A 13,481-nucleotide genomic window follows, 5' to 3' on the forward strand; every position below is an offset into this window, starting at 1 on the left:
CACCAGACTCAGCGAGTGCCGAATACCACCATGGTCTTGCCCTTCACGTGTACCAGCCCCTGTTCTTCCAGGGACTTGAGTACGCGGCCGACCATTTCCCGCGAACAGCCGACAATGCGGCCGATTTCCTGACGAGTGATCTTGATCTGCATGCCATCTGGATGGGTCATCGCATCCGGCTGCTTGCACAGATCGAGCAGGGTGCGGGCGACACGCCCGGTGACATCGAGGAACGCCAGGTCACCGACCTTGCGCGTGGTATTGCGCAGGCGCTCGGCCATCTGACTGCCGAGGGCAAAGAGGATGTCTGGATCCTGCTGGGTCAGTTCGCGGAACTTGGTGTAGCTGATTTCCGCGACCTCGCATTCGGTCTTGGCGCGAACCCAGGCGCTGCGTTCCTTCTCCGTGCCTTCTTTCTCGAACAGGCCCATCTCGCCGAAGAAATCGCCGGCGTTGAGGTAGGCGATGATCATTTCACGGCCATCGTCATCTTCGATGAGGATGGTGACCGAGCCTTTGACGATGAAGAACAGGGTTTCGCAGCGATCACCCGCGTAGATGATGGTGCTTTTCGAGGTGTAGCGACGACGGTGACAATGCGCGAGAAGTTTATCGAGGTTCTTGATTTTAGGTGTAAGGGTAATAGCAACCATGCCCGAGTCCCGAATATGAAAAATGAAGGCCTTTGTCCAACGGCAATTTCTTATTTGTTATCCGGCCAAGTGTGCCAGCAATCCGGCGTCAGCTTAACAAACATACTATGACCAGGGAGTTTTTTGCGACCTGGGTAACATAACGCAGCGGAACTTTAGCGCATGGCGCGCACGTCGGATTGCCCGGCTGCCTGTGCTAATCTGCGGGACTTTTCCACTCTGGGAGCCAAGATCGATGAAAGCGCGTGTGCAGTGGGCCGGTGAAGCTCTGTTTCTCGGCGAGTCCGGTAGTGGCCATGCGGTGGTGATGGATGGCCCGCCCGATGCCGGTGGTCGCAACCTGGGTGTGCGTCCCATGGAGATGGTGCTGATCGGCCTGGGTGGTTGCAGCAACTTCGACGTGGTCAGCATCCTGCGCAAGGGCCGTCAGCCGGTGGAGAGCTGCGAGGTGTTCCTCGAAGCCGAGCGTGCCACTGAAGAACCCAAGGTGTTCACCAAGATCCACCTGCATTTCGTGGTCAAGGGCCGTGGGCTGAAAGAAGCGCAGGTCAAGCGGGCGGTGGAGCTGTCGGCAGAGAAGTACTGCTCGGCTTCGATCATGCTCGGCCGTGCCGGTGTGGATATCAGCCACGATTACGAGATCGTCGAGTTGGGCTGAGTCGCTTCACCACAAAGAGCAAGGGCGCCGATCAGGCTGTGTGAAAACTACTGCGCTCGGCCATGCTGCGTTAAAAACAGGCTCAGAATGCTCATTTACAAAACGTAAACTCCGCTTCTTCGCCTGTTTTTGCCTTGCCTGACCTTCGCTCGCTACGTTTTCACACGGCCTGAATGGCGCCCTTGTCGTTTCAGATGCGATACGTGCTCTTGGTCATGACCTTCGACAGCAGCGTCATGCCGAACTTGATCGGCGCCGGGAAGCGTACGCCGCCGGCGGCCAGGGCACTGTTGGCGTGTTGCTCTTCGTCGACGCGCATCTGTTCGAGAATGGCGCGGGACTTGGCATCGTGCTCGGGGATTTGTTGCAGGTGCTCGTCCAGATGCTTGCAGACCTGATCCTCGGTGGCTGCGACGAAGCCCAGGCTGACCTTGTCGCTGACCAGGCCGGCTACCGCGCCGACACCGAAGGAGAGGCCATAGAACAGCGGGTTGAGCACGCTGGGGTGGCTACCGAGTTCACGGATGCGCTGTTCGCACCAGGCCAGGTGGTCGATCTCTTCGTCGGCCGCGTGCTCCATGGCGCTGCGCACTTCCGGCAGCTTGGCGGTCAATGCCTGGCCCTGATAGAGCGCCTGTGCGCAAACCTCGCCTGTGTGGTTGATGCGCATCAGGCCGGCGATATGACGACTTTCCTCGGGGTTCAGCTCCGCATCGCTCTGCACGATGGCTGGCGATGGTCGGCTAGAGGCGCCGCTGAATGGCAGCAGCGTGCGCAGGGCGGCATCGGCCTGCAGTAGCAGGCGGTCGACGGGGGAATATTGGCGTTCGCTGGCCATGGGCTACCTCCGAAAAACACAACGCTGCCAGTTTACTGCAAATGTGACCACATCGCCGAAACAGCAGAGCGGTAGGGTGCGCCGTGGCATCGAAACAACTCCAGCGCCCATCAAGGCAGTTCGCGCACCACGCGAAAGCCTAGGGCGTAATCGCGATGATGAGGCTGCTTGAGGTCGCGCATGCTGCTGCGCAGGTAGGCTGGGCCACTGTTCCAGGCACCACCGCGCACGACGCGCGGGCTGTTGTCGAGCAGGCCGGCACTCTGTGTTTCGTTGCCATCGAAGCTTTGCGTGAAGCGCGAAGCTGTCCATTCCCAGACATTGCCGGCGGTGTCGTAGAGGCCGAAGCCATTGGCGGGGAATTGGCCTGCCGTGGCCGTCTTGTTCTGCAGCAGACGCGGGCTGGAGCAGCCGCGGCAGTGGGCGCGTGGCCGTGCTTCTGTACTGTCCAGCTCATCGCCCCACCAGTAGTAGGTCGTGCTGCCTCCACGTGCGGCATATTCCCACTCGGCTTCGGTCGGCAGGCGATAACGTGCGCCAGTCTGCCTGGACAGCCATTGCGTATAGGCATGGGCATCGCGCCACGACACATGGATCACCGGGCGCGTAGACGAAAGCCCCCAGCCTTCGTTATCCGGCATCTGGGTGCCACTGGCGGCGGCATAACGCTGCCAGTCCGCGAAGGTCACCTCGTAACGACCAATAGCAAATGGAGCCGCGATCTCGATGGCCCGTTGCGGACGTTCGTTGTGATTGCCACGCCCGCTGCCATCGCCCATGAGGAACTGCCCGGCAGGCACGACCACCAACTGCGGGCCATTGCCGCCAGCGTCGAGCTCGTCATGAAATACCTGCCCCGGTTGCAGGCTCCAGGCCGGCAGCGTCAGCAGTGTCAGGGCAATGCCCGTCAGCAGGCGCATCAACCCGGAGGCCAGTGCAGCTGGCGCTGTCCGAGCACGTGCATATGGATGTGATGAACCGTCTGCCCGCCGAGGTCGTTGCAATTCATCACCAGGCGGAAACCTTCCTCGCAGCCCTGTTCGCTGGCCAGACGCTGGGCGCTGTAAAGCAGGTGCCCGGCCAGTGGCTTGTCGCTTTCCTTCAGGTCATTGAGGGTGGCGATGTGTCGTTTCGGGAACAGCAGAAAGTGAACGGGTGCCTGCGGCGCGATATCGTGAAAGGCGATGATCTGATCGTCCTCATAGAGCTTGCGCGCCGGAATTTCACCAGCGACGATCTTGCAGAACAGACAGTCCATGCGGCGGACTCCTGGCGATGGTCGAGGCCGGGAGTTTAACAGCCTGCTGCTATCGAGGGCGCGAGCGCCGCCTCGGCGTGGCTTTCAGAAGGAGCGGGTGTTGAAGAACGATATTCACGATCTGGGTTTGGTGCTGGACTCGAAGGTCAAGCTGGTGGTCATCGAGTCCTGGGACGAGCTGCGTGTGCTGGAAACCCTGACCGGGCTGGCCGTGAAACGCGGCCTTGGGCTGCACACCTGGTCGGTGACGGAAGGCCTGCAGCACCTTGGTTTTGCGGGTGCACCCGTGGATGAATCGGCAACGCTGGAGCCGGAAGCCGCGCTGCGCATGATCAAGGCTGACCCGCAGCCCAACCTCTACGTGATGTGCGATCTGCATCCGTTCCTTGCCGACAACCCCCGCCTGGTGCGCCTGCTCAAGGAAATCGCCATGAGCGAGGCGGCGCACAAGCCGACCCTGGTATTGGTTTCCCATGCGCTCAAGTTGCCGGCCGAGGTGCAACGCTACGCGGCGCGCTTCAGCCTGTCCCTGCCTTCGGAAGATGAGCTGCTGAGCATCGTTCGTGACGAGGCCACGCGCTGGAGCGAGCGCCATCGAGGCGCGCGGGTGCGCACTGACAATCGCACCCTGCAACAGGTGGTGAAGAACCTGCGAGGTCTCAGTCACGCCGAAGCGCGGGCGCTGGCGCGTAATGTGATCTGCGATGACGGTGCGATTACCCAGGAAGATATCCCCGAACTGAACAAGACCAAGTTCCAGTTACTGGATCTGGAAGGCGTACTCAGTTTCGAATACGACACCGCGCGCTTTGCCGATGTTGGCGGGTTGCTCAATCTCAAACGTTGGCTGGCCGAGCGTCAGGCTGGTTTCATCGAGGGCAAGATCGCTGACGCACCCAAAGGGGTCATGCTGGTCGGCGTGCAGGGTGGCGGCAAGAGTCTGGCGGCCAAGGCCGTCGCCGGATTGTGGGGGCTGCCACTGCTGCGGCTGGATTTCGCTTGCCTGTACAACAAGTTCTTCGGCGAAACCGAGCGCAACCTGCGCGAAGCACTGCGTCTGGCGGAGCAGATGGCGCCCTGTGTGCTGTGGATGGACGAAGTGGAGAAGGGCCTGGCCAGCGGTGATCATGACGGCGGCGTGAGCCAGCGCGTACTGGGCACGCTGTTGACCTGGATGGCCGAGCGCAAGGCGCCGGTGTTCGTCGTCGCCACGGCCAACGCCATCGACCGCTTGCCACCGGAGCTGGTGCGCAAGGGGCGTTTCGACGAGTTGTTCTTCGTTGATCTGCCCAGTGCCGAGGTGCGCGCCGAGATTTTCCGTATCCACCTGCAGCGCCGCGAGCTGGAGTCGGCAGCATTCGATCTGTTGCAACTGGCTGCGGCCAGCGAAGGTTTTTCCGGGGCGGAGATCGAGCAGGCGGTGGTCAGTGCGCTGTACGCCGGGCAGGCGCAGCAGCAGGCTGTCGATCAGGCGTTGATGCTACGGGCACTGCAAGGTACTGCGCCGCTGTCGGTGGTGATGGCCGAGCGGCTGGCCGAGCTTCGCCACTGGGCCGATGGGCGGACGGTCAATGCCGGTTAGCGACCTGCTCAGGAGCCGGTGAATGGCCGGGTCAGGCGACCACTGAGTTTACGTACCAGCCAGCGTGGCGCCAGACGCGGGCTGAGTGCCAACAGGCGATTACGCCAACCGGGAATGATGATGGCGCGGTTTTTCTCCAGTGCACGTATCGTGATGAGCGCCACTTCCTCGGCTTTCATCATCAATTTGCTGCCTTCCAGACGGGCGACGTTCATCTGTGCGCCGCGGAAGAACGCGCTGTGCGTCGGCCCGGGGCAGAGCACGGAAACCTGTATCCCGCGTGGGCGCAACTCTTCACGCAGACCTTCGGAGAAGTGCAGCACATAGGCTTTGCTGGCGTAGTAGCTACTCATCCACGGGCCCGGCTGAAAGGCGGCAATCGATGCCACGTTGAGAATCTGTCCGCCGCCCTGTTGCGCCATGTGCTGGCCGAGTGCGTGGCACAGGCGTGTCAGGGCCAGCACGTTGACCTCCAGTTGTTCCCGTTCGCGGCTCCAGTCCTGCTCCAGGAATGGGCCTGCGCAGCCGAGCCCGGCATTATTCACCAGCAGATCGATTCGCCACTGTCCCTGTTCCAGTTCATGTAGCAGACCCGACAGTTGCAGTGGCTCGCTGAGGTCGCAGAGGCGAAACAGCACCTCGACACCGAAACGTTGCGCCAACTCACAGGCGATGCTTTCCAGCGCATCGCGGCGGCGCGCCACCAGAATCAGATGACGCCCTCGGCGCGCCAGGGCTTCGGCCATGGCCAGGCCAATGCCGCTGGATGCTCCGGTGATCAATGCATAACTGCGCATGGTAGGCGGTTACTGCTCCTGGTATTCGGCGGCGCGTTCGGCGTAGCCCTGATACTGGGGAATGGCGATGGCGGCAACGATACCGCTGATGGGAATCAGCAGGAACAACCAGGCCAGAATCTTGACCGATGTGCTGTTGGGCGGCGGTGGTGGCCCGAAGCGATTCGCGCCCTGGGTGCCAGGGATGATCAGCATCAGCAAGGCGAATACGCTACCCACGACCGGAATCAGGTGAACCAGCAGCAGCCAGCCCGACCAGCCGATGTCATGCAGGCGCTGCACGCCGATAAAAACGCTGACGACGATGGCGGCAATGCTGAGCAGGCCGATCACCAGCATGCCCAGAGTCGAGGAGAGCGCTGTCAGGCCGATCCATGCACCCAGGATCGGAATGGAACACAGGGTCATCGCCATCAGCCAGCCCAGATAACGTACGCGACCTATGCGGCCATTCACGCCGAACACCTTGAGTTCGCCGAACTCGGGCAGACGCTCCGCGACATTGGCTTGTGGCGGGGCATAGGGCGATGCGTTGCTGGCAGTCGTTGCGGCTTGAGGTTGTTCGGCCAGTTGCGCCTGACGCGCCAGGTACTTCTCGATGATGATGCCGCAGGCCGCGCATTCGTTGGCCTTGGCTTGCTGGTGGCCACACTTGGGGCAGCTCATGCTGGAGGTATCGACCTGCGTGGCCTGCTGTACCTCGTCGTCGGTCGGTATCAGGCTCAGGCTGGCAGCCTGATCCAACTCCTTGCGCACCTTGGCGCCGGCCTTCTGCAAGGCACTGAGGTATTGAACGGCCTCGCTTTCACCCAGGTCGCGCTTGAGCGCTACCGGATTGCCATTGAACAAGCTGTCGATGCGGGCTTGATCGCTCTTGAACAGGCGGGCCAAATTTTCCTTGACCGTTTCCAGCGTGGTCTCGGGCATCAATTGGCCGTCGAACACGATCTTGTAACGCGGTTGGTTCATGCGAGCTTCCTTGTCGGCGGGAAGTTGGAGTGAGCTGCTGGCCCGTTCGGGAACAGGTTCCTAGCCTAGAGTGCGGTGAGGCCAATGCACAAGCGGCCTGGAGCACAGTTCGTAGCCGTGCTTCAACCGTTGGGCAGGGTGCTCCAGCGACCGACCAGTTGGCCACGTCGCAATAGGCGTATTTCATTGAAATCGGCCAGCAGGCCTTCGCTGATGGCCGGTCGCAGAAATACCCAGTCGTCCTCGCTCAAACCGGTGCTCGCGCTGCCGATCAGGCGCTCCTGGTTGGCGCTGCGGCCATAGAGCGCGTCGTAGTCGAGCCCTTCGGGCGAGACCGGTTGTGCAGGCCAGCGCCCACCATAGAGGTAGTACGCTCGCTGGCGATTTGGATTCCAGCTGGCGATCAAGGGCTGTACCGGCTGCAGGTAGGGCAGCGCGCCATCGGCAGCCTTCAGCAGGGGGCTGGCGATCCACAGTGCTGTCTGGTGCTGCGCCAACAGAGGGGTATCGAACTCCCCGGGCATGAGCAGCGCCGAACCTACGGCGATCTCGTTGAGCGACGTATCCAGTTGGCTGTGTAGCGGGTAGGTCAAGCTTCCACCACCATTGAGCAGCGGTGTCGCGGGCCATAGCTTGGGGAAGGCCTCAGCAGCAGCAATGAACTCGCGATAGCGAGCGTTGGCGTCGGTGAAGGATTGTTGCTGCGAGGTCCAGGGAGGCGTGTGGGCGACATGCGCGTCATAGCCCATCAGTCCCTGTAGTTGCAGCGTTGGGTGCTGGTGCAGGTGTTGCAGCGCCTGGCCCAGCGCTTGCGGCGTAGTGAAACCACCGCGCTGCAGACCGATATCTATCTCCAGGGCGATACGCAGCGGCTGCTGCAAGGCCGTGGACAGTTCGGCGTATTGCAACAAGCGCGCTTCGCTGTCGATCAGCCAGGTCAGTTGGCGTGCTGGATCGAAAGGCAGGTATCGCGGTAGCTGGCGGTAGAACGTCAGGGCCGCCTGTACCGGCATGGGTTTACCCAGCAGCAGGTCGGCTTGCGGGAAATCACGAGCCAGACGGTTCAGCTGAGGCTGGTGAAAGACCATGAAGCGCTGGGTTTGTAGACGCTTGGCCAGGTAGTCGAGTAGGCCATTGCTGGCCAGGGACTTGGCCACCAGGCGCAGTTCCAGGCGACCGCGCAAACGCTCGGCCAGTAGATCCGCGTTGGCATCCAGGCGATCAAGATCGATCAGCAGTGTCGGAATGCCTTCGGCGTCACGCCGCATCTGCTGGTTGAGCGCGGCGAAGTAGGCATCATGCTCTCGGCCACGATCATGTGGCCGCAGTGCCCAGCCCCCGAGCAAGCCGAGGGCGCCCAGGCCCAGCAGATGGCGACGCTTCATCGGGGCCAGCGTTGTCCCAATTGCTGGCTCTGCGTCAGTGCGGCGCGGTACTCGTTGTCCAGTCGTGCCACGAGTGCTTGTACCGATGGCAGGTCATCGATACCGCCGACGCCCTGGCCGGCCGACCACACGGTTTTCCAGGCCTTGGCTTCTTCATCCATCGGCTTGAGCTTCTCACCGTAGTTGATATCGGCCTTGTTCTGCAGTTGCTTCAGGTCGAAGCCGGCCTGTTCCAGGCTCTGGCGCATGAAGCTGGCCGGTACGCCGGAGACGGCGGGGGTATGGATGATGTCGGCAGCTCGGGCGCCCAGGATCATCTCCTTGTAAGCCTGCGAGGCATTGTTCTCGGTCGTGGCGATGAAGCGGGTGCCCATGTAGGCCAGGTCGGCGCCGAGCAACTGCGCCGCGAGAATTTCGTGGCCATGGTTGAGGCAGCCTGACAGCAGTACGGTTTTGTCGAAGAACTGGCGTATCTCGGCCAGCAGGGCAAACGGGCTCCAGGTGCCAGCATGTCCGCCGGCACCGGCAGCAACGGCGATCAGGCCGTCGACGCCCGCTTCGGCGGCTTTCTCGGCATGTCGACGGGTGGTTACGTCATGGAACACCAGACCACCGTAGCTATGCACCGCGTCGACCACTTCCTTCACCGCGCCGAGGCTGGTGATGACGATAGGTACGCGGCGCTCGACGCAGATCGCCAGATCCGCCTGCAGCCGCGGGTTACTCTGGTGAACGATCAGGTTGACGGCAAAGGGCGCGGCGTCGGCTGTCAGGCTGGCGGAAATCTCATCCAGCCAGGCGCTGAAACCTGCGCTTTCACGTTGGTTCAGTGCCGGGAAGCTACCGACGATACCGCTGTTGCAGCAGGCGCTGACCAGGGCAGGGTTGGATACCAGGAACATCGGGGCGGCTACCAGGGGTAAACGCAGGCGTTGCTCGAGCAGGGCAGGCAGAGACATGGCGATTTCCTCAGAAAGGGCGAACGACGACCAGGATGACGATGCCGAGCAACGCCAGTACCGGCGCCTCGTTGAACCAGCGGTAGAACACATGGCCGCGGCTGTTCTCGCCGCGAGCGAAACGCTTGAGCTGAGTACCGCACAGGTGGTGATAGATCACCAGGGCGATGACCAGCGTGAGCTTGGCGTGCATCCAGCCTTGGCTGAAGTAGTAGCTGGGGTTGAGGCTCAGCAGCCAGATGCCGAGAGCCAGGGTGAGAATCATCGACGGGATCATGATGCCGCGATAGAGCTTGCGCTCCATGATGCAGAAACGCTCGTGGCTGATGGTATCGCTGCTCATGGCGTGGTAGACGAACAGGCGCGGCAGGTAGAACAGACCAGCGAACCAGCAGACCATGGCAATGATGTGCAGGGCCTTGAGCCATAGGTAGAGCATTTTCGATCCTTGCGCGGGAAAATGTCCTCGATAGTAGAGGTAGCTGACAGTCTGAGTCACCTCCGCGGTTGGAGCTTGGCCGATGCGGCTTTATCATCGGCACCTTTCCAATGGTTTTTGCAAAGGGGCATGTGATGATCAAGGTCGGTATCGTCGGCGGCACGGGCTACACCGGTGTCGAACTGCTGCGTCTGCTGGCGCAACATCCGCAGGCAGAAGTGGCCGTGATCACTTCCCGTTCCGAGGCCGGCCTGCGCGTCGACGAGATGTACCCGAACCTGCGTGGCCATTACCCGGATCTCGCTTTCAGCGTGCCGGACGTCGCCACGTTGGGTGCCTGTGACGTGGTGTTCTTCGCCACGCCGCATGGCGTTGCACATGCCCTGGCAGGTGAGCTGCTGGCCGCCGGCACGCGGGTTATCGACCTGTCCGCCGACTTCCGCCTGCAGGACGCCGAGGAGTGGGCCAAGTGGTACGGTCAGCCACATGGCGCGCCGGAGCTGCTGAGCGAGGCGGTATACGGCCTGCCCGAGGTCAACCGTGAGGCGATCAAGGCAGCGCGCCTGATTGCCGTGCCTGGTTGCTATCCGACAGCCGCTCAGCTTGGTCTTATTCCGCTGCTCGAAGCCGGTCTGGCCGATACCGCCAGTCTGATCGCCGACTGCAAGAGCGGTGTCAGTGGTGCGGGGCGCGGAGCCAGTGTCGGTTCTCTGTTCTGCGAGGCGGGCGAAAGCATGAAAGCCTACGCAGTGAAGGGCCATCGCCATCTCCCGGAAATTCGCCAAGGCCTGCGCCTGGCTGCTGGCAGTGATGTCGGCCTGACTTTCGTGCCACATCTGACGCCGATGATTCGCGGCATTCACGCCACTCTCTACGCCCGTGTGGCCGATACCTCGGTGGATCTCCAGGCGCTGTTCGAGAAGCGTTACGCGAATGAACCCTTCGTCGACGTGATGCCGGCCGGTAGTCATCCGGAAACCCGTAGCGTGCGTGGCGGCAACGTCTGCCGCATCGCCGTGCACCGCCCACAGGGTGGCGATCTGGTCGTGGTGCTGTCGGTGATCGATAACCTGGTCAAGGGGGCATCGGGCCAAGCCGTGCAGAACATGAACATTCTCTTTGGTCTCGATGAGCGCCTCGGTCTGTCCCATGCGGCCCTGCTGCCGTGACACCGGCCTGGGAGGTTCGCCTCAGCGATCCACGTCGTGATCGCCGGCGCCGTTGGCTGTTGTTTCTGTTGCTGCTGGCCGTGCCGGCAGCATTCCTGATCGGCATGTACTGGCCTCAGCAACAGTTTCAGCAGCGTCAGGGTGATGATCAGGCGCTGCTCACCCGTCTGGCTGAGCAGGATCAGGAACTGGAGTTGTTACGTCAGCGCCTGGCCGTGGTCGGCAGCAGTGACAAGGTCAGCCAGCAGGCCATCGAGCAGAACCGTCGTACCATCAAGCTGCTCGAGGAGCAGATCTTCAAGCAGCAGCAGGATTTGGCTTTCTACAAAGGCGTACTGGCTCCGGCCAGCCGCCGCGAAGGCATTCGTCTGCGTGCCTTTGAGTTGCAAGCGACGGATGTACCGCAACGTTTCCGCTACAAAGTGCTGATGAGCCGCGTCGGTACCAGCGATGAGCCGCTGCAGGGGCAGTTGCGCATCACCATCGAAGGCAAGCAGGGCGGCAAGGACGTCAGTCTGGAGCTGTCGGCGCTGTCCGATGAGGTGAACGAGAGTGCCATTCCGTTCTCCTTCAAGCACTTTCAGTCTTTCCCCGAGGCCGGACGCTTCGGTGAGCTGCAACTGCCTGACGGTTTCGAGCCGCTACAGGTCAAGGTTCGTGCGGAGGTCGAAGGTGACAAACCGCTGGATCGTACGTTCGATTGGATAAAATCAGGAGTGATACCCACCCATGTGGAATAAAGACAAGGCCAAGCCCGATTTGCAGCGTTTCAGCGGCAAAACCAGTCTGATCGCCGCTGGTGCCGAGCTGGTGGGTGATATGCGCTTTCAGGGCGCGGTGCAGGTAGATGGCCGGGTCACCGGTAATCTGCTGGCGACCGAGGGGCTGGTGCGAGTCAGCGTGGGCGGTATGGTTGAAGGTGAGATTCGCGCCCCCCATATCGTGATCGACGGTGAGGTAATCGGGGATGTCTTCTCCAGCGGTCACCTTGAGCTGGGTTCGCGCTCCCGGGTGCGTGGCAACCTGCACTACGGGCTCATGGAAATGGCCATGGGGGCGCAGATCGAAGGCCGGCTCTATCACCTGAAAGATGGCGAGCGGCCGCTGGAGCTTCCGGCGACAGTGGATGCCGAGCAATAGTTGACCAATTTTGTAGGGCAAGCGGATAATGCTTGCCTAGCAGGCTGTTCTTAGCGACAGCCAGGCAACGTAGGTAGTTTTCAACAACCTGCTAACGCAGTATGGCGCGTGGCGCCGGGAGTCATAGCATGAGCGTCGAAACCTTCACCCCTGCCCCCTTGCACTTCACCCAAGGTGCGGCCAGCAAGGTGAAGACCCTGGTCGATGAAGAGGGTAATCCACGCCTGAAACTGCGCGTGTTCGTCACGGGCGGCGGTTGCTCGGGCTTTCAATATGGCTTCACCTTCGATGAAGACATTGCTGAAGATGACACCATCGTCGAGCGCGAAGGGGTCAGTCTGGTGGTCGATGCCATGAGCTTCCAGTACCTGGCAGGCTCGGAGGTCGATTATCAGGAAGGCCTGGAAGGCTCGCGTTTCGTGATCAAGAACCCCAACGCCACCACGACGTGTGGCTGTGGTTCGTCTTTCTCGATCTGAAGCGATTCGTTGGAATGAAACGCCGCGCCTAGTGCGCGGCGTTTTCGTTTGCTCGCTACATCCCTAGGCGGGGTAGATGGCACCGAGTACGCGCAGGCCGCGTGCTCCGGTCACGCTGGGGCGATTGCCAGGGATGCCCTCGAGGGCACAATGGGCGAGCCAGGCGAATGCCATGGCTTCGACCCAGTCGGGGTCGATACCCCGGTCGGCCGTGCTGGTGACATGAGCTTCTGGTAGCAGTGAACCCAGACGCGTCATCAGGCACTGGTTATGAGCGCCTCCACCGCATACCAGCAGGGCATCGGTCTGGGCTTGTGCCTTGCGCAGCGCGCCGACGATGCTATGGGCAGTAAGCTCGACCAGGGTCGCCTGCACATCCTCTGCGGCAATGGGCGCAAGTGTCTGCAAATGCCTGAGCAGCCAATCCAGGTTGAACAGCTCGCGCCCAGTGCTCTTCGGGCCCTGCGCAGCGAAGAAGGGATCACCCAGCAGGCGAGTTAACAGCTCGGCATGTACCTGGCCGGTGGCAGCCCAGTCGCCATTGCGATCATAGGCTTGCCCTTGGCAATGCTGGATCCAGGCGTCGAGCAGGACATTGCCCGGGCCGCTGTCGAACCCCAGAACTTCCTGGCCCGGAGAAAGCAGACTCAAATTGCTGAATCCGCCGACATTGAGTACCGCGACGTGTTTGCCGCTGTCGCTAAACAAAGTCTGATGGAAGGCTGGCACCAAGGGGGCGCCCTGGCCCCCAGCGGCTACATCACGCCGCCGGAAATCGCCCACCACGCAGATGCCGGTCAGCTCGGCCAGCAGTGCCGGGTTACCAATCTGGATGGTGAATCCACGTGCAGGTTCGTGTCGTACGGTCTGGCCATGGCTGCCGATTGCGCGGATTTGCTGTGGCTGCAGGCCTTGCTGCTGCAGTAGTTCGCCGATGGCAGTGGCTGCCAACTCAACCCATTGCTGTTCTGCGAGTGCGGCGCGAGCCAGTTCATCGGCTCCCGATGCACAGAGCGCCAGCATGTCGCTGCGCAGTTGCTCAGGCATGGGGCGATAGGCGGTGGCCAATAGGCGGGTGTGCTGATCATGCTCGATCAGCGCGATGTCCAGTCCGTCCAGGCTGGTACCGGACATCACGCCGAGATAGAGAGGCAT

The 13,481-nt window shown here is 61.6% G+C and carries 16 protein-coding genes; 6 read left to right on the forward strand and 10 right to left on the reverse strand.

The window, feature by feature from the left end:
• Positions 1–8: 8 nt before the first annotated feature.
• Positions 9–653 carry a cAMP-activated global transcriptional regulator CRP gene (gene crp, locus C7A17_RS14000; protein WP_106738613.1) on the reverse strand — a complete coding sequence of 215 codons (645 nt, stop codon included), beginning with the start codon at positions 651–653 and terminating at the stop codon, positions 9–11.
• 235 nt (positions 654–888) lie between these two features.
• Here crp and C7A17_RS14005 point away from each other — a divergent pair, with 235 nt between their 5' ends.
• Complete coding sequence (locus tag C7A17_RS14005; RefSeq protein ID WP_106738614.1) at positions 889–1,311, forward strand: OsmC family protein; 423 nt, start codon at positions 889–891, stop codon at positions 1,309–1,311.
• A gap of 190 nt (positions 1,312–1,501) precedes the next feature.
• Here the strand turns inward: C7A17_RS14005 and coq7 are convergent, their stop codons facing one another.
• From coq7 to C7A17_RS14025, 3 genes are all read right to left on the reverse strand, one after another.
• Positions 1,502–2,149 (reverse strand): 2-polyprenyl-3-methyl-6-methoxy-1,4-benzoquinone monooxygenase, encoded by a 648-nt coding sequence (coq7, locus tag C7A17_RS14015; RefSeq protein ID WP_106738615.1) that lies wholly within the window; start codon positions 2,147–2,149, stop codon positions 1,502–1,504.
• 110 nt (positions 2,150–2,259) lie between these two features.
• Positions 2,260–3,069 (reverse strand): formylglycine-generating enzyme family protein, encoded by an 810-nt coding sequence (locus tag C7A17_RS14020; RefSeq protein ID WP_106738616.1) that lies wholly within the window; start codon positions 3,067–3,069, stop codon positions 2,260–2,262.
• Positions 3,069–3,407 carry a histidine triad nucleotide-binding protein gene (locus C7A17_RS14025; protein WP_106738617.1) on the reverse strand — a complete coding sequence of 113 codons (339 nt, stop codon included), beginning with the start codon at positions 3,405–3,407 and terminating at the stop codon, positions 3,069–3,071. The genes C7A17_RS14020 and C7A17_RS14025 overlap by 1 nt, the downstream gene beginning before the upstream one ends.
• Positions 3,408–3,507: 100 nt before the next feature.
• Between C7A17_RS14025 and C7A17_RS14030 the strand changes: the two genes are divergently transcribed.
• Positions 3,508–4,989 (forward strand): AAA family ATPase, encoded by a 1,482-nt coding sequence (locus C7A17_RS14030; protein ID WP_106738618.1) that lies wholly within the window; start codon positions 3,508–3,510, stop codon positions 4,987–4,989.
• An 8-nt stretch (positions 4,990–4,997) separates the two neighbouring features.
• Here C7A17_RS14030 and C7A17_RS14035 read toward each other — a convergent pair whose 3' ends face one another.
• The 5 genes from C7A17_RS14035 to hemJ all read right to left on the reverse strand — a co-directional run bounded on the left by C7A17_RS14035 (position 4,998) and on the right by hemJ (position 9,538).
• On the reverse strand, positions 4,998–5,786 hold the full coding sequence (locus C7A17_RS14035) for an SDR family NAD(P)-dependent oxidoreductase (protein WP_106738619.1): 789 nt from the start codon (positions 5,784–5,786) through the stop codon (positions 4,998–5,000).
• A 9-nt stretch (positions 5,787–5,795) separates the two neighbouring features.
• Complete coding sequence (locus tag C7A17_RS14040; protein WP_106738620.1) at positions 5,796–6,755, reverse strand: DUF805 domain-containing protein; 960 nt, start codon at positions 6,753–6,755, stop codon at positions 5,796–5,798.
• Between the two features lie 122 nt (positions 6,756–6,877).
• Positions 6,878–8,140 (reverse strand): alanine racemase, encoded by a 1,263-nt coding sequence (locus C7A17_RS14045; RefSeq protein ID WP_106738621.1) that lies wholly within the window; start codon positions 8,138–8,140, stop codon positions 6,878–6,880.
• On the reverse strand, positions 8,137–9,099 hold the full coding sequence (locus tag C7A17_RS14050) for an NAD(P)H-dependent flavin oxidoreductase (RefSeq protein ID WP_106738622.1): 963 nt from the start codon (positions 9,097–9,099) through the stop codon (positions 8,137–8,139). Before C7A17_RS14050 ends, C7A17_RS14045 begins: the two co-directional genes overlap by 4 nt.
• Positions 9,100–9,109: 10 nt before the next feature.
• The gene (gene hemJ / locus C7A17_RS14055; protein WP_106738623.1) at positions 9,110–9,538 is read right to left on the reverse strand and encodes a protoporphyrinogen oxidase HemJ; all 429 of its coding nucleotides are present in this window, start codon (positions 9,536–9,538) and stop codon (positions 9,110–9,112) included.
• Between the two features lie 134 nt (positions 9,539–9,672).
• Between hemJ and argC the strand changes: the two genes are divergently transcribed.
• The 4 genes from argC (at position 9,673) to erpA (ending at position 12,326) form a co-directional block, all read left to right on the forward strand.
• Positions 9,673–10,707, forward strand: a complete 1,035-nt coding sequence (gene argC, locus C7A17_RS14060; RefSeq protein ID WP_106738624.1) for an N-acetyl-gamma-glutamyl-phosphate reductase — start codon at positions 9,673–9,675, stop codon at positions 10,705–10,707.
• On the forward strand, positions 10,704–11,447 hold the full coding sequence (locus tag C7A17_RS14065; protein WP_234035805.1) for a DUF6776 family protein: 744 nt from the start codon (positions 10,704–10,706) through the stop codon (positions 11,445–11,447). The genes argC and C7A17_RS14065 overlap by 4 nt, the downstream gene beginning before the upstream one ends.
• Positions 11,437–11,847 carry a bactofilin family protein gene (locus tag C7A17_RS14070; protein WP_106738625.1) on the forward strand — a complete coding sequence of 137 codons (411 nt, stop codon included), beginning with the start codon at positions 11,437–11,439 and terminating at the stop codon, positions 11,845–11,847. The genes C7A17_RS14065 and C7A17_RS14070 overlap by 11 nt, the downstream gene beginning before the upstream one ends.
• A gap of 128 nt (positions 11,848–11,975) precedes the next feature.
• On the forward strand, positions 11,976–12,326 hold the full coding sequence (gene erpA, locus C7A17_RS14075) for an iron-sulfur cluster insertion protein ErpA (RefSeq protein WP_106738626.1): 351 nt from the start codon (positions 11,976–11,978) through the stop codon (positions 12,324–12,326).
• Between the two features lie 63 nt (positions 12,327–12,389).
• Here the strand turns inward: erpA and C7A17_RS14080 are convergent, their stop codons facing one another.
• Positions 12,390–13,481, reverse strand: a complete 1,092-nt coding sequence (locus C7A17_RS14080; protein WP_106738627.1) for an anhydro-N-acetylmuramic acid kinase — start codon at positions 13,479–13,481, stop codon at positions 12,390–12,392.

The sequence above is a fragment of the Pseudomonas mendocina genome, from assembly GCF_003008615.1.
Taxonomy (GTDB): Bacteria; Pseudomonadota; Gammaproteobacteria; order Pseudomonadales; family Pseudomonadaceae; genus Aquipseudomonas; species Aquipseudomonas mendocina_C.